This window comes from Patescibacteria group bacterium (genome assembly GCA_018817085.1).
In the GTDB taxonomy this organism is placed as follows: Bacteria; Patescibacteriota; WWE3; order CG2-30-40-12; family CG2-30-40-12; genus CG2-30-40-12.
Genome location: JAHIUT010000054.1, coordinates 1 through 19,799, shown reverse-complemented (window position 1 = coordinate 19,799; position 19,799 = coordinate 1). Strand labels below are relative to the sequence as shown.

Sequence of the window (19,799 nt, the reverse complement as noted above, 5' to 3'; positions counted from 1 at the left end):
TATTCTTTGGATGCAGGTCTAAAAAAAACAATTGAGTTTTATAAGAAAATATCAAAATGATTAGTAAAAAGGAAGAACAGCTTAAGAAGGATATATACAAAATTGTTAAAGAGATATTTGAGATAAAAAAAGTTGAAAATGAAGAATTTGTTCCCGGTAAAACTTTTATACAATATGCCGGTTCGGTTTTTGATGATAAAGAGGTAAATAATGTTATTGATTCTTGGTTAGAGGGGTGGTTTGGTTTGGGTAAAAACGCCCAAAATTTTGAGGATCGTTTGGCAAAATATCTCAAAGTTAAAGGGAGTATTTTAACCAATTCCGGTTCTAGTTCTAATCTTTTAGCTTTAGCTTCTTTAATGTCTCCAATGTTTCCTGATAAATTAAATGCCGGAGATGAAGTTATTACAATTGCTTGCGGGTTTCCTACAACAGTTAATCCAATAGTTCAATTGGGTTTAATTCCGGTCTTTTTGGATGTGGATCTTGGAACTTATGCTATTAAGACAGAAGATTTAGAGTTAGCTTTGTCTAATAAAACTAGGGCGATAATGATAGCGCATACGATGGGGAATCCGCATAATTTAGATTTTTTAATCGCTTTTTGTAAAGAGAAAAAACTTTTTTTAATTGAAGATAATTGCGACGCTTTAGGTTCGGAGTATAAGGGGAGAAGAACGGGGAGTTTTGGTATTTTATCCACCCAATCATTTTATCCGCCACACCATTTAACAACGGGAGAAGGTGGGGCAGTTAATTACAACGATCCCTTGTTTGAGCGGATAACTAGATCGTTAAGAGATTGGGGAAGAGCGTGTTGGTGTAGAGGAGAAGAAAAGGGACGTTATGGAGCATGTGGTGCTAGATTTAATTACAAGATAGATGGTAAACCTTATGATCATAAATATATTTTTAGTCAAATCGGTTATAACTTGAAACCTATTGAACCTCAAGCTGCTATGGGAGTTATTCAATTAAAGCGTTTGAATGATTTTACAGCAAAGAGACGCAGAAATTTCGCACGGTTTAGTAAACACGCAAAAGAAAACAGATGGGATAGGTTTTTTGTTCTTCCAAAAGCAACAGCGGGTTCAAAGCCGTCTTGGTTTGCATATCCGTTAACTATAAAAGATAATGCTAAATTTTCCCGGTTAGAAATAACAAAGTATCTTGAAGAAAATCAAATTCAAACGAGGACTTTGTTTGGTGGGAACCTTACCAAACAACCTGCGTATAGCAATGTAAATATGAGAATAGTGGGCAATTTGGAAAACTCTGATCGTATTCTTCATAACACCTTTTTCTTGGGGGTTTATCCAAAAATGGACGATAGACATATTGATTATATGGCTGATTGTATAAATAAGTTTTTAAAGAGATTCTAATCCTTCAAAGATTCGTTTATCAATAGCATAATCTTTTGCTAAATCTACACATTTATCAAACAGCAAATCCAAATTTTTCTTTTCCAAAAACTTTTTAAGATTTTTTTCATCTTTATTTGGAAAGGTATTGGCAGGTCCGAGCAGGTAACATACTTTAGAATCTACAACCGGTTTTGAGATTGAAGGTTCGCAAGAAATAATGAAAGGGACACCACAAAGCATAAAATCCCAGATTTTAAGTGGTTCAATATATTTTGTTGAGCCGAATTTATCATCATATATTGCAAGTCCCACATCGCATTTTGCCACATACTCTTGCCAAGCTCTTCGGCTTGTAAGTTTTACAATATTTACATTTTTAAGATTCCTGTCGTTAATTGTTTTTTGAAATTTTTCGTGGTGTCTTATTGGAACTAGATACACTTCCAAATCCGGTCTGATTTTTAAAATATTTTCTATTGCTTCAAATAACACATTATATTGTCTATCTGTTATTAGTGTACCTGTCCACGCTAACTTGTTGCCAGTCCTTTTTAGCCTTTCGGCATTGCTTAACTTGGAATCAAATTTTGGTGAATTTGGGATATAAATAGAATCCACTTTAAAGTTTTTCTTTTTGTATTCCTTTAGCGAATCGCATACAACCCAAACTTGGTCAGCATAGATGCTAGCCCATTTGTCAAAAAGCTCGTATATTTTTTGCATAAAGCTATTTTTGAATCTGGTTTCATTAAAATCCACACTATAGAATATAAGTTTGTATCTGAATATAGGTTTAAGGATTATTGCGGGCAAGGTTGAAAGAGGGTCAATCCCAATTACTACTCTTTGCTCTGCTTTATATTTAAGGTTTATTTTTACTAAAAGAAATAATGAAATAACAAAGTCCGCTATGTATTTAATTGGAGTTATTGTACCTAGTAAAGCGGGCAACTTGATACTTTTTTTCTCGTGTTCTTCTCCATAGAATATTGGATGTTCGTACCCAACTAGGGGAACACCTATTGTTTCTAGTTTTTTTACCTTGCTATCAAGAGACTTTGCCACAGAAGTATAAGGACCTTCCACCGGTTCGTTTGGTTTATAGATATCACGAAATAAAATGTGGGTGGTAACTATAAAAACAGTATTTTTAATTTCTTTTTCATTCATAGATTTATTCTAGGAGGATATCAAATACAGCTTCACTTAGCAAGGGGAATGATATTTGTTGGGGGGGGTCCAAATCTAATGTGTTTATTTTCTACATATCGTGAAAATACTAACTCCTGTTGGAAAATTAAAATATTTAAGAAAAAGATTTTCAGTTTTTAATAAAACAATTAGGATTTTATTGACCAAAGAATTTAACTCATACAACTGATCTTTCGGCTCATCTTTCTTTTTAGTAAAAAAATGTTGAAATGTGCGTAGCAAATAAGTAGGGAAAAAGAGGACGAAGTTCCAATAAGAAATTCTAAGCACCTTAAATTGGGCTTCCTTTAATTTTTTTGTTAGCGATGATTTATTATACCTTCTAAAATGATTGTTAATTTCATCGTGGTCACTCCATAAGAAATCAAATGCAGGAACAAATAGTATCAATTTCCCATTAGGTTTTAATAGTCTATACCACTCCAACAGAGCGGATTGATCGTCTTTTATATGTTCCAAAACATCGGAGGCTATTATTATGTCAAATTCCCTATCTTCAAATTGTGTTTTTGCACCATCCATAATTGCAACATTATTTAAGTCTCTTTTTTTGCATAAATTGATTGCATCTACACTAATGTCAATTCCGTAATTATTCGTAAACCCATTGTGTTTTAATAAATTTATGAGGGGACCGCTAGAACAACCAATTTCTAAGATTTTGGCATTGTTAGCTACACCCATCTTTTTAATTAAATTTATAATTATGCCCCTACGTGTTATAAGCAACCAGTAATATTTTTCTAATCTATGGTATTTTGATTCATAAAGCTTATCCATGTTTGTCTATAAGAACTTTGAAGAAAAACCAGTATATTGCGGCTATTGTTATGTACAACAATCCAATATTTGCTTTGTGGGGCGTGTAAGTAAATTCTACAATGTTCTCTCCTTTTGGCACATAAACTCCCATCATAAACCAATTAGTTTGGATGATTTCTGTCTTTTTTCCATTGACTTTTACTGACCACCCCGAGTAGTAACCGGTTGAATTTGCCAAGAAGGTAGGATTATCCGACTTTACCGCGGCTTTGATATAATTTCTTTTATAATCAAGCATTTCAACAACCCCTTCCGAAGATATTTCGTGTTTTTCTATATCGCTGTCTTTAATGAATACGGTTTTTGGATTTTCTAAATTTCCCATGTATCCTAGTAAATACTTAGATTGTTCTGTAGTAATTATAATATCTGATGCTAAATACAATCTTGGAAGAGCTGTGGGGTTTTCATAAATGTTGTAGTAGGTACCTATGGGATCTAGTTCCCAAGAGGAAGTTTTATAATTGTAAGAGTAGAAATTTGGTTTTAGCGGATTTTGCTTTATTTCCACAACTTTTGTTAGGGCGGAGTTATCGTCATCACCTTTTCTTACTACATATTTTACCCCTAAAATATCTCTAAGATTTTTGGTATTGTAATCTTCTCCTTTGTAGTTAAGAGCTTCGTTTATTCTTACTCCATATTCGCTGGCAAGAGATACATACCCTGCTGTTTGTTCTATTTTCAGATAGTCTGTGCTGTAATTGTGTTGTGTTTCTGACATTTCTGCGCGTTCACTTGGCTTTATTATTTTTTGCACATATCTGGTGAGTTCGTTTGGGGCAAATACATTTTTGGGGTTTGTTTTAGAATTTAGACCTACTTTTCCCGACACAAGTGTTCCCGCCTCTATAAGTAATGCAAAGACAAGCAGAATTCTGGCGGTCTTTTGGTGGTGTGTGAATAATAAAAGAGACAAAATTGATAAAATTCCGATAATAAATACGAGGCTTAAACTTATGAGCAATCCGTTATAGTCAATAGGAGCGATTCCATTATGGTAAAGAACTCTTGCAACTTGCGTTGATATAAGTAGTATTGCTATAAACTTTATTCCAAAAATTAAAGATTTTGATAATTCTTTTTGGGTTTGGGCGCTTTTTAAAAGTTGGGGCACAAGTATACATATAGAAAACCCTGGAAGTAGTGAGAAAATTGCAAGTCTTCTAAATAAACTAATTAGAGGAGTAGTTAAGTAGATAAGGGTGGGCATATAAGTTAATTTTCCAAGAGCTAGTATGGTACCAGCGATTCCTAATATTAGAATAACGAGGTTTCTTTTATCTTTGAGGATTAGTATTTTATCCTTTGCTTGAAGCAATATTACAATTGCCACAACACTTATGTAGATATGAATGATATTTACGGCGCTTGTTGCATTAAATGGCGTGTTAAGGGGTAGTAGGGACTCAACTAGATTTGATGCTAAACTGGTATTACTTAAAAACCCCTCTAGTGTAAGAGTACTTCCTCTTACACTGTTAGAAAAGTTTGATATGACGGTTAAGTAAAGTGGCGATATAATTGGAAGGGTAATAAGGAAAAAACCTTTTATGTGTTCCATTGTTATTCTAGTTAACTCTTTTTTAAAGGCAGGACCAACCTTGTTTAGAATATTATATACAATGCAGATTAGGAATATTATTATTGAAGGCATGGGATAACCTGCTAGGAAGCTGAAACTTAGTAATAAGTAAAAAAGAAAGAAGTGTTTTAGTTTATTACTCTCCCTATATTTTTGGTTTAAGTAAAAGCAAACCGGTAAATAACTTGCCGCAAATAAGACGGAAGTGGCAGCCGTATATTCTAAATTAAATCCAATAAAAAGCCAAAGGAATCCGCCGATTAAAGAAGAGAATTCGTCTAGTTTCCAGTGCTCTTTGAGGATTTTGTAGATAAAATATCCCCCAAAACCTAAATGTAGAAAAACTAGTAAGCTGGTGAAAGGAAAAACTAAAAGGGGATTTCCTAAAATTTTGGCAAGAAGAGCAATAAAAAAATTTGGTGGGTACAGATATCCTAAATCTATTATAGCCAATGTTGGCATACCTGTTGATAAATAATTTGGATTCCAAAGTAAAAAGCTGGAATGTGGAGAAAAGATACTTGTAATATTTTGGGAAAATGCAGAAAGTTGCAAAGCGTATATTGCGGTATCGCCAAAAATAAAAGTTTGCTCCTTAGACCAAAAAGCAATATTTTTAATGAATATAAGGAGGATGAAAGAAAGTATTAATAATAACGCTTTTTTGTTTTTGGACATTATACTTGTTTATAATATACAATTATTTTGATACTATCAATCCTAATATAACTAGCTAATTCTATGTGTAAGAAGGATAAATTAAAAATTTTTATAACGGGGGCTTCTGGGATGTTAGGCACAACCTTATACGATGTTTTTACATCAGTGGGTTATGATATTATATCCACAGATTTGTCGCCTTTGGATCCATGGTCATTGCAACTAGATATTAGGAACAAGAAAGCTATTGAAATTATGATTAAGGATACCAAACCGGATTTTGTTTTTAATTTGGCGGCTTTAACCGATGTGGAATATTGCGAAAAGCATCCTCAAGAATCTTACGATACGAACGCGCGGGGTGCTATAAATGTTGCGGAGGTTTGCAGAGATTTTGAAACTCCTCTTGTGCATATAAGTACTGTGGGAGTGTTTGACGGTACGAAAGGAGAACCTTATACAGAATATGACGACCCAAACCCAGTAAATTCTTATGGTAAGGCGAAACATGAAGCTGAAAAAGCTATTCCACAAATTTTAGATAATCATTTTATTTTTAGAGCTGGTTGGATGATGGGGGGCAAAGATAGAGATAAAAAGTTTGTTAGTAAGATTTGTAATCAAATAAAAAATGGAGCGACAACTTTATATGCATTGGATGATATGTTTGGGTGTCCTACTTACACGCGTGATTTTTCGGAAGGTATTTTTCGGATGCTAGACACAAAGGACTATGGACTTTATAATATGGGTAATGAGGGCTATTGTTCTAGGTATGGTGTGGCAAAAAGAATAGTGGATATATTAGGGTTTAATCATATTAAAGTGGAGCCTGTAAAAAAGGGCTTTTTTGCCAAAGATTATTTTGCCCCAAGACCCGCGTTTGAAGTTTTGGAGAATAAAAAACTTCATGATAAAGGATATTTTATAATGAGAAATTGGGAGGAAGCTTTGGTTGAATATCTTAAATTATTATGAAAAGTATAGAAATTTTTGAAAAGTATTCTCACAAATTAGATAAATCAGAGGGTCCTCTTGTTTCTATTATTACAACCTCTTACAGGAATGAAAAATTCAATGAGAAGTATTTTGATTCCATTGATAAACAAACTTATAAAAATATTGAAATAATTTTTGTGGACAGCGCTTCACCTGACAATACGGTTAAGGAAGCTAAAACTTTAATTAAAAGAGGTAAAATAGTTGTTTCCAAAGATAACATTGGTTGCCCCGCGGGTTTAAATTTGGCCGCCAAAGAATCTTTAGGTAAATATGTGTGTGTTGTTGGTCCCGATGTTTGGCTTGACAAAGATTGTATACGACTTCTTGTAGAGTCTGCGGAAAAAAAGGAGGGTGCAATTTATGTTCCATGGCAGATGTCTTACGATGGTAAAATCTTTTTAAGTTGTGGAATAGCTGCGGATCTGTTTGGTTATCCAGAGCGTGCGTATACACCAGATGGTAAGAAGCAGGTTAGAAAAATTTTTTCTGCGGATAACGGAATATTTTTAACCCGTAAAAACTATATAAAACTTGGGATGATGGATGAAGAGCATTTCTTATTTGCTGAAGATGTAGATCTTTCTTGGAAAGCACATTTGCTTGGAATGTCGGTTATACCGATACCTGAATCTATTTTATATCATTTTAGTGGCGGTTCTGTAGGAATAGGCGGGTTTCCTAAAGGTGGGAAATATCAAACAACTACTTCCCGTCGTTATTTAGCAGAGAGAAATATTATTAGAAACATTTTAAAAAATTATAGGTGGTGGAATATTATTTGGGTATTACCCTATTATATGCTAATTAATATTGCGGAAATGTTTGCTTTGATATTTTCTGGTCAAGCAAGAACTATAACTGAAACTTATATTAAGGCATATATTTGGAATATTAAAAACTACAAATCTATGTTAAAAAAGAGACGACACATTCAAAGAATTCGTACTGTTGGAGATTTTAAGGTTATGGAATTAATGAGTAAGGTGCCTGGTAAATTTTACGCTCTTTTAGAATTAGGTATTCCCAAGGTTAGTTCCTAGTTTTTTAAGTATTCCTTTAACGATTTTTTCCAATGAGGTAGTTCTATCCCATATTTTGCGGCGTTTATATTTTCAAGAGGCGTATATGGCGGAACTATAGAGGGTCTTGGGTATTTAGTTAAGTATTTGACCAATGTACTCTTTTTAAGAGGGTAATTTTTAATATCGCTATAGTCAATAATTGCTTTTGCAAAATCGTATCTTGAAGCTACTCCTTTATTTGATAAATGGTATATATTTCCATCTAGATCTTTTTCTATAAATTTAAATATGCCTAAGGCGAGGTCTTTTGCCGATGTTGGCGAAGAAATCTCGTCAATTACTATTTCCAGGGGAACTTTTTTGCCCACTAAGGTTAGTATAGCGCTAACAAAGTTTTTATTGCCATATTTTCCATATAACCAAGATGTGCGGATAACTAAACCTTGGGGACCCAGCATTTGCCTTACCGCAAGTTCCCCGGCTAACTTTGATGAGGCATAAGCGCCTATTGTCAGTGGTGTAGGTTGTTCATCCTCTTTGTACGGTTGTGTTCGATCTAAGCCATCAAAGACGGCGTTTGTGCTGATATGTATGAGTTTGCATTTTGATAATTTCAGGCACGCACAAGCCAAATTTATTGGTCCATAAGTGTTTACTAAAAAGGATTCGTTGGGTTTTTCCTCGCAGTAATCAACATTTGTAAGTGCCGCACAATTTATTATGTATTCGGGTTTTATTTTCAAAATGATTTTTTCGCAGGCATCGCTATTTGTTATATCCAATTCAGTGTCTGAATAGGGAAATATTTTATATTTTTTTCCTGTTAAAATTTTTGTGCATTCGTATCCTAATTGTCCTTTTGCACCTGTTATTATAATATTCATATAATCTTTATACCTGTATTGCATTACTCAATCAAGTATTGTATTCTTTATAACAAAGAATATGGAAATATCCCCAAAGTTTAGTAAAAGTATATATAAGCAGGAATACGCCAAAAAATCTGCAATTGACGGGGTTATTGTGATTGACCTAATTGATATTGTTAGTGAGGAAGGTTCTTTGGTTGAATTATTGCGGTTAGATGGTAAAGGTGTAAGTCAAGTTATCCCTGGATTTAGATTACTTCAAATAAATTATTCCATGTTGTTTCCCGGCGGTGTTAAAGCTTGGCATGTGCATTATAAACAGGACGATTTATGGTATGTAACTAATTCTACACCTCTTGTTATTGGTCTTGTTGATTTGCGTATGAAATCCCCTACATTAAATGCAACAATGAGACTTGTTTTAGGTGGAGGTCATTCTAAACTTTTGTATATACCAAGAGGTATTGCCCACGGTGTTGCTAATTTGAGTTCAAAAACGGGAGAAATAATATATTTATTGAATCAACATTTTAGTGTTGAAAATACCGATGAAAACAGGCTTCCCTGGGATTTTTTTGGTAAAGATTTTTGGGAAGTCCAGAAAGGATAAAAAATGCCAAAATCGCTCGTAAAGAAAGTAAAACATTGTCGCATGTGCAAAAATAAAAATTTAAAAAGATTTCTTTTTTTGGGAGATATGCCCTCCGTAAATAATTTTTTAACGGCTTACCAACTTAATGAGCTGGAACATAAATTTCCTCTCACGGTATGTTATTGTGGGGATTGTGGAATGGTTGAATTGGAGGAGGTTGTTAATCCTGAGTATATGTTTAAGAATTATGTTTATATATCCTCTTTCTCTAAAACAATGCTCGCGCATTTTGGTGACTTGGCTACTTTTTTGGTAGAAAAATTTGGATTAAACAGCGGTACTTTGGTTACAGAAATAGGTAGTAATGATGGGACGCTTCTTAAGTTTTTTAAAACTGCAGGGGTACCGTTGCTTGGAGTAGATCCCGCAAAAAATCTGGCTAAACTTGCTAATGATAATGGGATTGAAACATGGGACGATTTTTTTAGTACAAAATTGGCGCAGAGAATGGTTAGAGAGAAGGGGCATGCGTCTGTGATTATTGGTACCAATGTTTTTGCGCATATAGATGATTTGGATAAGGTTTTAAAAGGTTTGGATATCGCTTTGTCTGAAGATGGGGTTTTTGTGGCAGAATTTCCTTACTTGATGAATTTAATTGAAGGTTTGCAATTTGATACCATTTACCATGAACATCTTTCCTATTTTTCTTTAAAACCCCTTATACATTTATTTAGTAGATTTGGTTTTGAGATGTTTGATGTGCAAAGAATTCCAGTTCATGGGGGTTCTATTAGGATATTTGTTAGCAGAAGTAAAGCAAAGAGAACACTTTCTAAATCTTTAAAAGAACTTTTGGATTTAGAGGAAAAGGTGGGTCTTTACGATCCTCGGGCATTGAAAAAATTTGCGAAGGAAGTCCAAACGATAAAAAAAGATTTAAGAAAGCTTTTGATATCTCTTAAAAAGGATGGAAAACGAGTGGCAGGTTTTGGAGCTCCAGCTAAAGGTAATATACTTCTTAATTATTGTGAAATAGATAATAGACTTTTAAGTTATGTAACGGATAACATACCTTATAAGCAAGGTTTGTACACCCCAGGTACCCATCTTCAAGTTTTTCCCGAAGAAAAAATTAAAGAAGATAAACCAGATTACCTTCTTTTATTGCCTTGGAATTTTAAAGAGGAGATATTAAGTAAGTTAACGGACTTTAGGCGTTCTGGTGGTCGTATAATAGTACCTATTCCGCGTGTTACAGTACTCTAAATCTTATGCAAAATATGTTTAATTTACGCATATCCTCTTTTTATGCCAAACATAAACATAGTATTTTTCTGATCGTTATATTATTTCTAATAAATTTAATTTATATCTTGGTATTATTTGGGGATGCCGAGCTCGTTGCTGGTGGGGATAATTACACTTACCTTCAGCTGGGCAATTCTGAATTGAATCCGTATGCTTGGGATCCTTATATCTCTTTAGGTGGCAGAAATTTTTCAATACCAAACTTACTTGGGATGCCTTTATATTCTTACATCTTTTCTTTTTTAAGTATTTCGGTACTTCAACGTGTGTTTCTATTTGTACTTAATTTCTTTTCTTTTATAGCCTTTATCAAATTATCGAAATTGGTATCAGGAAAATTATCTTTATTTGCAGCACTTCCAGCAGTAATGTTTTTTTCTTTTAACGCGTTTTCTGCCCTAAATCCAATTTCGATGATACCTATTATGTACAGTGTCTATCTTCCTTTATCTTTGTACTTTTTTATAAAATTAGTTAGAAGCGAAAAGTTGGACTTATTAAATATAGCAAATCTTGTAATACTTTCTGTTATTTTTTCGCCAATAAATTCAAACCCTTCTTTATCTATGACAATTTATATTCCGCAGTTACTGTATTTATTTATGTATTTCAAGGAATTTAGAGGTAAAAGGCTTGGCAATATAATTTTATATTACATTTTGTTAGCAATTGTAAATGCTTGGTGGTTGATGCCAATGCTTATTTATTATATGGAGGCCGCAACCCGAGTTTTTAAGGGAAGTTGGTTTTCGGCTTTGTCGGTGGGACATTTGTATCAGAACTTCAGATTTATTGGTCAATGGGGATGGTATGGTAAACATTTCTTACACAATTATTATCCATTTAATAGTTGGTATGATATGCCAATTATTTCTTTTTTTATATACGCGCTGGTTATTTTTACGATTGTTTTGTCCTTTAGGAAAAAAATAGGGGCAAAGAAAACACAAAACTTTTTTATCGCTTTGTTTTTGGTTTCTTTATTTCTGATAGGGGGGTCCCGCCCGCCTTTTGGTTTTGTATATAATCTGTTATTTAGATATTTTCCTGGGTTTAAAATTTTTAGAGAACCGTTTACAAAATTTGGAGAATTATATGTACTGTCTTTATCTGTTTTGTTTTACTCAGCTTTGTTGAGTATGGAGAAAATATTGCGTGGGAAAAGAAAGTTTTTTATATTTGTAATAACTTTTCTTTTGGTTACGCTCTTCGCCAAGCCAATTCTTTTGGGGGAACATGTTTGGGATAAATGGAATGGGAGTATGCGGAGTTTTAGAGTGGAAGTTCCTGAATATTGGAGAGAGTTTGAAGAATATCAAAAAGTTAATTTGAAAGACGCTAGAATATTGACTGTTCCTAAAGCTTATTATGGTTCTGCGTGGAATTGGATAGATGGGTTTTCATCTGCTGATGATGTGGCGGTAAATTTTGTGAGTAATGGTAATAGTATAATAAGAAATCCGCTTTCGGCGGGACTTATGTCTGGAGAAGTTATTGACAATGTGTTTTTGGTGAAGGATTTGCCAAATAGTTATTGGTCATTGCTTTCTGTAGATTATATTTTGCAAGAAAACGATTTAGATTGGAGATATTCGGGAGAATTAACATTATTGCCTTCTAAAAACGAGGAATTTATTAATAGATTAGGCGTTGAAAAAGTTAAAGAATTTGGAAATTTCACACCTCGCTCTTTATCAAAAATACCAAATGGCGAGCCAAACAGATCGTTGAGAAACGAACTTTATACAGAGCTTTCGGATAAACCGAGTTTAGTTCTATATAAAGTTCCAGATGTTTTACCCAAATTTTACATTCCTTCCAAGTTAATATATTCGTTGTCTACTATTTCAGATTTACCCTATATTTTGCAAATTTCTTCTGCTCCGAAAGATGTTGGGGTATTTATTGAAGTATTGAATAAAGACAACAAAGGATTTTTGTTGGAAAACGCTAATATGGACACCTTGATCTTTGGGCAGAGAAGATTTTCGCGTTTTTCTTTGGATAAGTTAATGTGGAAGGAAGGTTGGGCATGGCCAGTTGTAGTCAATATGGATCCGCAAGATGCGAAGTATAAATTGGTAGCGTATAAAGAGAAATTAATCCGTTTGTTGCCTAGAAATCCTTTAGATAAATCAGACATTTTGCTTTGGTTTGCGGCTAAAAGGGTTGCGGAAATTGCTAAATATAGTCTTTCTTTTGAATTAGAAGAAAAGCTTATTTCCAATTACACAGATTTTATTTCTCGTTCAATGAGTATTTTAAAGGAACTTCCGGAGGATAAAAGGACGGGGGAGGATGATAATGAGGATGATTATTGGGGAATGGTAGGAAAAGTTCTTATGTATGTTGAAAGATCTAATTCAATTTTGCCTTTATCCGATCACACTTTTGAAGATAAACCGGATCCTAGGGTTTTGTATGAAGATTTTGTAAAATGGGTTTATGAAGTTGCGACCCCTGTTTGTGGCAAATATTGTTATAGTTTTAAGGTGCCTGAAGATGGAAAATATGAGGTTTATGTAGGAGGAAAGGAGATATCAAAATTGGTTTCTTCCGGTGATAAATTAACTGATTTGATTTATACAGAGGGTGGGGGTTCTATTAATGCCGAAAAAGACGATTGGCATTTTGAAGGGGTGTCTAATCTTAAAGAAAGTGAAAATTATATTGTTAACATTGCGTTTGAAGAAAGTGAAAATCTAATAGGTGAGGGTGAGTGGTTGGTTCCGGACTCATCTGTTTTAGGTAACGCAAGCGCAGATTTTGTTATGCAAAATATTTTTCCTGGTTACTATACACTTGGTTCAAGTGTTGCGCACCTCAATTTCGTTTTATGGGAAAAAACACTTCATTACAGGCCAGTGACAGATTTTGAAGGGGGTGTTAGTTATAGATTGTCTTTTGAGTATTCATCCGATTCTGGAGGACTGGGTGTGGCTTTGGTTGAATCTAACGCTTCAATTCCCGAAAATGTTTCCAAAAGTCAGTTATTATCCACGAAAATGTTAGTTAAAGCGGAATTTGGTCAAACTTGTTTGGATAAATCCAGAGAATCGGATTGTTGGCGAAGATATAGCCAAGTAGTGCGGGCTAGTAATAATGCGAAATCCGCGCTTTTTTATATGTATGCTTATCCCAATGTTGGAAAGATTTCTTCTGTTAATGTGAGAGATATTAAAGTGGAGAAAGTATTGGAGCCGCTACTAGTGGTAAAAAGGGATAAGGGGGCGTTTGTAAGTGAAACAACCTCTGATTATACCAAACCAAATGTTCAATTTACAAAGATTAATCCAACTAAGTATCACGTTAATATAACTGATGCTAATACTTCTTACGATCTAATTTTTAGCGAAAGTTATGATAGCGGATGGAAGCTGTATTTGGATGGAACTAAATCTATAGCGGATTCCAGTCACTATATTGTTAATGGGTACGCTAATTTATGGCATATTAATCCGGAAGATGTGGAAAATAGAGATAGTTATGAGTTGGTTGTTGAGTTTTTTCCTCAAAGAATTTTCCTAATTTGTGTTTATTTAGGAATTGCAACTTTTATGATATGTGTTTTATATGGTTTAAGCCACGTGGTTAGGAAAATCAAATATGGCAGGAATTCGTAATATTAAAATATCTATAGGAAAGTTTCTTATTAAAAACAAATTTAAAGTATTGGTTGTATTTTCTATTATCGTTTTTATAGATATGGTTTTTATTAATATCATTTCAAACTGGATTATTATTCCCTTAATAGTTTTTGGATTGCTGTGTGTAGTTACATATAAGTTAAAATTTAAATGGTGTTTGTATATTTCTTTGACTCTTCTTATTTTAATGGCTCTTTTTGGACTTTTTCAGTTGCCCATAGTTGCAGAAAAATTAGCTATTTGGGCGTATGTTTTTTTGGTAGTTACTTTTTTTAAGAAATTAGAAAATGAGAAAAATAACGGATTTCGTAGTTAGGGTTTTAAAAACCCCTGAATTTTCCTTTCTACTCCTTATAGCAATTATAGAGTTTATTCATATTCAACTGTTGTTTGGCGGTGCAGAATTGCTTGCTGGAGGAGATAATTATACTTATCTTCAACTTGGAAAAAAGATTTTCAATTTTTATATTTGGGATTATTCAATTCCGCTTGGTGGTAGAAGTTATGCAATTGCAAATTTATTCAGTTTTTTATCTTTTCCTATTTCACAAAAACTACTTATATTTTGTTTATACTTTTTTAAATATATAGGATTTATTAAACTAACCAAACTTTTTTCAAAAAAGTTTACTTTATTTGCTTTGTTACCTGCAGTGCTTTTGTTTGTGTTTAACGCCTTTCAGTCATTGGACCCCTTTACATTGTTTCCTCTTATGTATGGTGTATATTTGCCTTTCTCTTTGTATTATTTCATCAAACTTTTTGAGAGGGACAATTTAGATTTTTTGACAATATCAAAGCTAATTATTTTATCGATAGTATTTTCTTCGTTGAATTCTAATTTACCTTTGGCAATAACAATATTTATTCCGCAAATCCTTTACATATTAATTTTCATAAAACAAATTAATAAGGTTAAAATTACGAATTTGATTATTTATTACGGTGTTTTGCTTATTTCTAGCCTTTGGTGGCTTTTCCCTCTTGTACAATATTATTTTGGAGAGTCTTCTGGTGTTTTTAGCACCAGTTGGCTCGATTTTACGAATCAGGGCAGCTTATTTTTAAACTTGCGCTTTTTGGGTCAATGGGCTTGGTATGTAAGTCATTATCTTTACCCTTATTACCCTTTTAATGTTTATTATGATAAACCGTTAGTTGCTGTTTTTACTTATTTGATAATTTTTTCTGCTTTTTTGACAGGTGTTTTTAATAGAAAATTAAAGAATAAAAATGTTCTTTTTATTTTTGTTTTAGCATTGGTAAGTCTTTTTCTAATAGGAGGGTCTCGTCCGCCTTTTGGTTTTGTCTACGCCTTTTTGTATAAATCTATTCCAATGTTTAGGGTTTTTAGAGAGCCTTTCACTAAATTTGGGGAGTTATATGTTCTTTCGGTTTCTTTATTGTTTTATGTTTTTCTCGTCAATACAAGAAAAAAGGTGCGGGGAAAATGGAGCAATATAATTTTGATACTCTTTTTATTTTTGACTATAGTTATTTCCAAACCTGTTTTGTTAGGTGAGCATGTTTGGGATAAATGGAATGGAAGTATGAGAAGCGTTAGAGTAAAGGTGCCAGAGTATTGGAAAGAATTTGAAAAATATCAAGCATCCAATTTGAAAGATTTTAGGATATTAACTATTCCTAAAGTTTATTACGGGGCAGCGTGGAGCTGGCCGTATGGATTCTCCTCGGCAGATGATGTGGCGGTAAATTTTGTAAGTAACGGCAATAGTATTTTAAGAAGACCTTTAGATACTGGTTCCACTTCTGGTGATATAGTGGATAATGTATATAGCATTAAGGAGTTGTCCCCAGCTTATTTATCCTTATTGGGTGTTGATTATGTTTTGCGGGAAAATGATTTAGACTTTCGGTATTCAGGTGAATTGACTTTGCCACCTTCAGAAAACGATGTTTTTGTTTTACAATTTCCGCTTGAGAAAGTTGAGGAGTTTGGGAAATTTACGCAAGAGTATTTAAAAACAGTTTCTAATGAGGAACCTAAGGAAGAAATAAGAGATTTGCTTTATAGTGAGCTTAAAGATAGACCTGCGCTTGAATTGTTTAAAGTAAAAGATGAATACATAGTCCCCAAGTTTTTTATTCCAGAGGCGGTTATTTATGCTAACGCAGATATTCAAGAGTTTCCTCACATTTTAAAATTTTCAAATTACCCAAACAAATTAGGTATTTTTTTTAATAACTCAAGCAGTAAAGAAGTTTTTAAAGATTTTGATTTTGCTGATATATATTCTTTTGGCAAGAGGCAGATTTCTAATAAAGTTTCTTATTTGGTCACTGTACCTGAAAAGGGTAAATATGCTATTTATCTTGAAGAAGGGGAACTTGCAAAAATAGGTTATCCAAAAATAATACCGGGTATTGAAGGTGTTGATATAATTTCGGCATCTAATTCTTTCTTTGGTTGGTATAATGCGGGAATTGCGAATTTTGATGAAGATAAATCTTATGAGATTTATCTAAAAATTCCTAAACAAGATAATCTTTTTGGTTCTACCGAACCTTGGTTTCAAAGTAAATACGAGGAAGGGAATGATATATCATCTTTGGTGAAGTCTCTTTTTCATGTGGCTGGTGGGGTAACATATTATAAAGAAATAAAGGAGATTGTTTCTGGAGTCACATACAGTCTTTCGTTTGATTATGCATCTAAATCGGGCGCTTTTGGTTTGGCAGTGGTAGGTTCTAGTTCTTACGGAGCGCAAATTTTTTTAACAGAAGAGTTATCTGGTTCTGGAAATTATTATAATGAGTTTAAATCAACTAATGTTGTTGAAGATGTCTATCTATTTATTTATGATTATCCCCTAGAATCTGGTTTGTTGTCTGATGTAAACATCTCAAACTTTGAAGTTACAAATGTTGTGAAACCTTTACTTATTTTTAAGAAGTTGGAGGAAAACCTTAAAGGATCTTTATCAAAGGAGCAAACGCCAAAAATTTCTTTTAGGAAGAAAAATCCAACAAAGTACATTCTAGATGTTGTAGATGCGAGTAGCCCCTACAACTTAATTTTTAATGAAACTTTTGATACGGGTTGGAAATTGTATTTGAACGGAAAAGAAATTGTTACGCCGGATCGGCATATTATGGTTAATGGTTACGCAAACTCGTGGTTTATAAAGCCGGAAGATGTAAACAATCAAAAGAACTATTCTTTGGTTGTTGAGTATGCTCCTCAACGGACTTTTTATTGGTTATTGTCCTTAGGTTTAATTGTATTTTCCGGTTCTATATTTTTTTTGTTAAGTAGTTTCTATGCTAAAATAAAAAAATTATGAGCAAAATGCTTACAAAAAAGAAAATATCTATCATACCGATTGCGTATAAGGATGAGGGAAATATAACAGAGCTTTATAAAAGGCTTACTAAGGTAATGCTACAAGTTACAACAGATTACGAGATTATTTATATAAATGATGCTAGCCCCGATAAATCTCAAAAGATATTGGAAGATTTGGCGAGGAAAGATAAAAAACTAACGGTTATTACCCATTCAAGAAATTTTGGTTCTCAAAGTGCTTTTACTGCAGGAATGCATCAAGCTTTAGGCGATGCTGTGATAATAATGGATGGCGATTTGCAAGATCCTCCAGAACTTATACCCGAGTTTATAAAAAAATGGCAAGAAGGTTATGAGGTAGTTTATGGTTCTAGGAAAAAAAGAGAAAAAAGTATGGGCAGATTTTGGGAATTTGCCAACCATAGTTTTTATGTACTTTTTAATAAATTAAGTTATGTTAAAGCGCCACTTGATGCGGGAGATTTTTCTTTGATGGATAGAAAGGTGGTTGATTGTATTAATGCGTTGCCCGAAAAAGACAGATTTATACGAGGTTTAAGGGCGTGGGTTGGGTTTAGGCAGATTGGAATACCGTATATTAGACCTGAGAGGTTTTCGGGGACAGGGGTGGCGACGAGTGGTATCAGAAAAAAACTTTTTTGGGCGCGTAAAGCGTTTTTTTCTTTTTCTTACGCTCCTCTTGAGCTAGTTTTTTATATTGCGCTATTTTCTATTTTAGTTTCGTTAGTGGTTGTTGTCATTAACGTTGCTTTATATCTTTTTATTCCTGAAACTCCCCGGGGGTTTTTAACATTGTTAGCTGCTATAGTGTTTATGGGTAGTGTTCAATTAGTTGTTTTGAGTATTGTTTGTGAGTATTTGAAACGGATTTTTGAAGAGGTTAAAAACAGACCTTATTCAATTGTCACTAAAATAACTAACGATCACAGATCTAAATAGTAAAAGGAGGTTATGAATTTTATTAATGTTGTTATTGGTGGAATAGAGGATCAGGTAGGAGCGCTAATATTTGGTTGGTGGGGGGAGTCTTTTATTAACTTGTTAAACGCCCCTTTCGGTTTTCATTTTGTAAATTCATGGAAAACGAATCAACCGATTTTTTCTTTTGTATTTACTGAAGGTATTAAGGTTATCAATCCTGTAATATTTTCAAATATATTTGCTTTTTTCGGTATTTTCTTGACAGTGGTTTTAAGTTTTATCTTGTTTAGAGCATTAAAGTTTGCTTGGTTTTTGAGTTTAGTGTTGGCTTTAATATTTGCTTTTTCTCCTTATGTTTTTATGCATATAGGGATACATCCCGCGCTTTCGCAAATTTGGCTTATACCTTTATTTTTTCAAAGAGTGATTTTCCAAAGGAGACACCTTTTACAAGGAGTCTCCTTTGCTAACTCAATAGTAACAGGGTTTATTTTGGCTGTAGCTGTTTTGATAAGCAATTATCTCGGATTTTTCCTGCTTTTATTTGCGTTCTGTTTTTTTATCTCTGATTTAATATGTAAAAGAATTTTTAATTGTCCATTCCAGTTTGTTGCCTTTTTGCGTTATTACTTAATTATCCTAGTATCTTTTGTTTTGTTGGTTACGCCCTTTTTATTTCCGTACATTAAGGCTAATTATTTTTCAGGCTCAAATATTTCCGCTAATGTTGTTTCCTTAAGTCCCCAAAGGACTTTGGAGGATTTTCAGAATTTTTCGGCAAGACCTTGGTATTATATCTTACCCCCTTTAGCTAACCCTGTTTTAGGGAAAACAATTACCCGTCCTGTTTTAGATTGGATGGAAAACAGTTGGGGTTATTTTTTAGCGGATGATTATTTTACAAAAGAGCATGGGGGAGATTTTTTAGGTTGGTTTAACCTAACACTGTTTTTAATAGCGATAACTTTTGCTATTAAGGACATTGTGAAAAATGTCAAATGTCAAATGTCAAATGTCAAAAGTTATAAAATAAGTTCGCTCTGCGAAGTCAAAGCTCAAAACCATAAATCTTTTTATTCGGAAGATTTTTTGAAATTGGTCTTGACCCTAGCGTTGACGATTGTCCTTTTGTTTCTTTTTACTATGCCGCCGTTTTTTACGGTTGGCGGACATAAAATTTATACTTTAGGATTTGTTCTTTATAAGTTTTTTCCAATGTTTAGAGTAACGGCAAGATTGGGAGTGGTTATTTTGATGGGGGTGTTGGTGATAAATGGGGTGTTTTTGCAGTCTTTGTTTCTAAAATCTCAAAACTCAAATGTCAAATGTCAAAAGTTACAAAATAAGTTCGCTTCGCGAAGTCACATCTCAAATGTCAAAACCTTTATCTTATTTCTGTACTTAATAGGTTCCTTGTTTGAGTTTTATGTGCCGGTATCTACCTTTGACACTTCAAAAGTT

14 protein-coding genes are annotated in these 19,799 nt (G+C 33.4%); 10 read left to right on the top strand and 4 right to left on the bottom strand.

Going from position 1 to position 19,799, the window contains the following annotated elements; genetic code table 11:
* Positions 1-56 precede the first annotated feature (56 nt).
* Complete coding sequence (gene rfbH / locus KJ678_03630) at positions 57-1,385, top strand: lipopolysaccharide biosynthesis protein RfbH (protein MBU1017221.1); 1,329 nt, start codon at positions 57-59, stop codon at positions 1,383-1,385.
* On the opposite strand, the gene KJ678_03625 is transcribed toward rfbH, so the two are convergent.
* The 3 genes from KJ678_03625 to KJ678_03615 all read right to left on the bottom strand — a co-directional run bounded on the left by KJ678_03625 (position 1,371) and on the right by KJ678_03615 (position 5,664).
* The gene (locus KJ678_03625) at positions 1,371-2,537 is read right to left on the bottom strand and encodes a hypothetical protein (GenBank protein MBU1017220.1); all 1,167 of its coding nucleotides are present in this window, start codon (positions 2,535-2,537) and stop codon (positions 1,371-1,373) included. The two genes, rfbH and KJ678_03625, sit on opposite strands and share 15 nt — an antisense overlap.
* 84 nt (positions 2,538-2,621) lie before the next feature.
* A complete protein-coding gene (locus KJ678_03620) occupies positions 2,622-3,359 on the bottom strand; it encodes a class I SAM-dependent methyltransferase (GenBank protein ID MBU1017219.1) in 738 nt (245 codons plus the stop codon).
* The gene (locus KJ678_03615) at positions 3,352-5,664 is read right to left on the bottom strand and encodes a YfhO family protein (protein ID MBU1017218.1); all 2,313 of its coding nucleotides are present in this window, start codon (positions 5,662-5,664) and stop codon (positions 3,352-3,354) included. Before KJ678_03615 ends, KJ678_03620 begins: the two co-directional genes overlap by 8 nt.
* Before the next feature lie 63 nt (positions 5,665-5,727).
* On the opposite strand from KJ678_03615, the gene rfbD (KJ678_03610) reads away from it, so the two are divergent.
* Positions 5,728-6,624, top strand: a complete 897-nt coding sequence (gene rfbD / locus KJ678_03610) for a dTDP-4-dehydrorhamnose reductase (protein ID MBU1017217.1) — start codon at positions 5,728-5,730, stop codon at positions 6,622-6,624.
* Positions 6,621-7,688 carry a glycosyltransferase gene (locus tag KJ678_03605; GenBank protein ID MBU1017216.1) on the top strand — a complete coding sequence of 356 codons (1,068 nt, stop codon included), beginning with the start codon at positions 6,621-6,623 and terminating at the stop codon, positions 7,686-7,688. Before rfbD (KJ678_03610) ends, KJ678_03605 begins: the two co-directional genes overlap by 4 nt.
* Here KJ678_03605 and rfbD (KJ678_03600) read toward each other — a convergent pair.
* Positions 7,685-8,554, bottom strand: a complete 870-nt coding sequence (gene rfbD / locus KJ678_03600) for a dTDP-4-dehydrorhamnose reductase (protein ID MBU1017215.1) — start codon at positions 8,552-8,554, stop codon at positions 7,685-7,687. The two genes, KJ678_03605 and rfbD (KJ678_03600), sit on opposite strands and share 4 nt — an antisense overlap.
* Positions 8,555-8,615: 61 nt before the next feature.
* Here rfbD (KJ678_03600) and KJ678_03595 point away from each other — a divergent pair, with 61 nt between their 5' ends.
* From KJ678_03595 to KJ678_03565, 7 genes are all read left to right on the top strand, one after another.
* The gene (locus KJ678_03595; GenBank protein MBU1017214.1) at positions 8,616-9,149 is read left to right on the top strand and encodes a dTDP-4-dehydrorhamnose 3,5-epimerase family protein; all 534 of its coding nucleotides are present in this window, start codon (positions 8,616-8,618) and stop codon (positions 9,147-9,149) included.
* A 42-nt stretch (positions 9,150-9,191) separates the two neighbouring features.
* Positions 9,192-10,400 (top strand): class I SAM-dependent methyltransferase, encoded by a 1,209-nt coding sequence (locus KJ678_03590; GenBank protein MBU1017213.1) that lies wholly within the window; start codon positions 9,192-9,194, stop codon positions 10,398-10,400.
* Between the two features lie 14 nt (positions 10,401-10,414).
* A complete protein-coding gene (locus KJ678_03585; protein ID MBU1017212.1) occupies positions 10,415-14,065 on the top strand; it encodes a hypothetical protein in 3,651 nt (1,216 codons plus the stop codon).
* Complete coding sequence (locus KJ678_03580; protein MBU1017211.1) at positions 14,049-14,405, top strand: hypothetical protein; 357 nt, start codon at positions 14,049-14,051, stop codon at positions 14,403-14,405. The genes KJ678_03585 and KJ678_03580 overlap by 17 nt, the downstream gene beginning before the upstream one ends.
* Positions 14,377-17,394 carry a DUF3367 domain-containing protein gene (locus tag KJ678_03575; protein ID MBU1017210.1) on the top strand — a complete coding sequence of 1,006 codons (3,018 nt, stop codon included), beginning with the start codon at positions 14,377-14,379 and terminating at the stop codon, positions 17,392-17,394. The genes KJ678_03580 and KJ678_03575 overlap by 29 nt, the downstream gene beginning before the upstream one ends.
* On the top strand, positions 17,391-18,356 hold the full coding sequence (locus KJ678_03570; protein ID MBU1017209.1) for a glycosyltransferase family 2 protein: 966 nt from the start codon (positions 17,391-17,393) through the stop codon (positions 18,354-18,356). Before KJ678_03575 ends, KJ678_03570 begins: the two co-directional genes overlap by 4 nt.
* Positions 18,357-18,368: 12 nt before the next feature.
* On the top strand, positions 18,369-19,799 hold a 1,431-nt coding region (locus KJ678_03565; GenBank protein ID MBU1017208.1), incomplete at its 3' end, for a hypothetical protein.

Bases quoted from the DNA above. Each gene is read 5' to 3' on its own strand.
- rfbH (MBU1017221.1), top strand. From the start codon at position 57: ATGATTAGTAAAAAGGAAGAACAGCTTAAGAAGGATATATACAAAATT.
- KJ678_03625 (MBU1017220.1), bottom strand. From the start codon at position 2,537: ATGAATGAAAAAGAAATTAAAAATACTGTTTTTATAGTTACCACCCAC.
- KJ678_03620 (MBU1017219.1), bottom strand. From the start codon at position 3,359: ATGGATAAGCTTTATGAATCAAAATACCATAGATTAGAAAAATATTAC.
- KJ678_03615 (MBU1017218.1), bottom strand. From the start codon at position 5,664: ATGTCCAAAAACAAAAAAGCGTTATTATTAATACTTTCTTTCATCCTC.
- rfbD (MBU1017217.1), top strand. From the start codon at position 5,728: ATGTGTAAGAAGGATAAATTAAAAATTTTTATAACGGGGGCTTCTGGG.
- KJ678_03605 (MBU1017216.1), top strand. From the start codon at position 6,621: ATGAAAAGTATAGAAATTTTTGAAAAGTATTCTCACAAATTAGATAAA.
- rfbD (MBU1017215.1), bottom strand. From the start codon at position 8,554: ATGAATATTATAATAACAGGTGCAAAAGGACAATTAGGATACGAATGC.
- KJ678_03595 (MBU1017214.1), top strand. From the start codon at position 8,616: ATGGAAATATCCCCAAAGTTTAGTAAAAGTATATATAAGCAGGAATAC.
- KJ678_03590 (MBU1017213.1), top strand. From the start codon at position 9,192: ATGTGCAAAAATAAAAATTTAAAAAGATTTCTTTTTTTGGGAGATATG.
- KJ678_03585 (MBU1017212.1), top strand. From the start codon at position 10,415: ATGTTTAATTTACGCATATCCTCTTTTTATGCCAAACATAAACATAGT.
- KJ678_03580 (MBU1017211.1), top strand. From the start codon at position 14,049: ATGGCAGGAATTCGTAATATTAAAATATCTATAGGAAAGTTTCTTATT.
- KJ678_03575 (MBU1017210.1), top strand. From the start codon at position 14,377: ATGAGAAAAATAACGGATTTCGTAGTTAGGGTTTTAAAAACCCCTGAA.
- KJ678_03570 (MBU1017209.1), top strand. From the start codon at position 17,391: ATGAGCAAAATGCTTACAAAAAAGAAAATATCTATCATACCGATTGCG.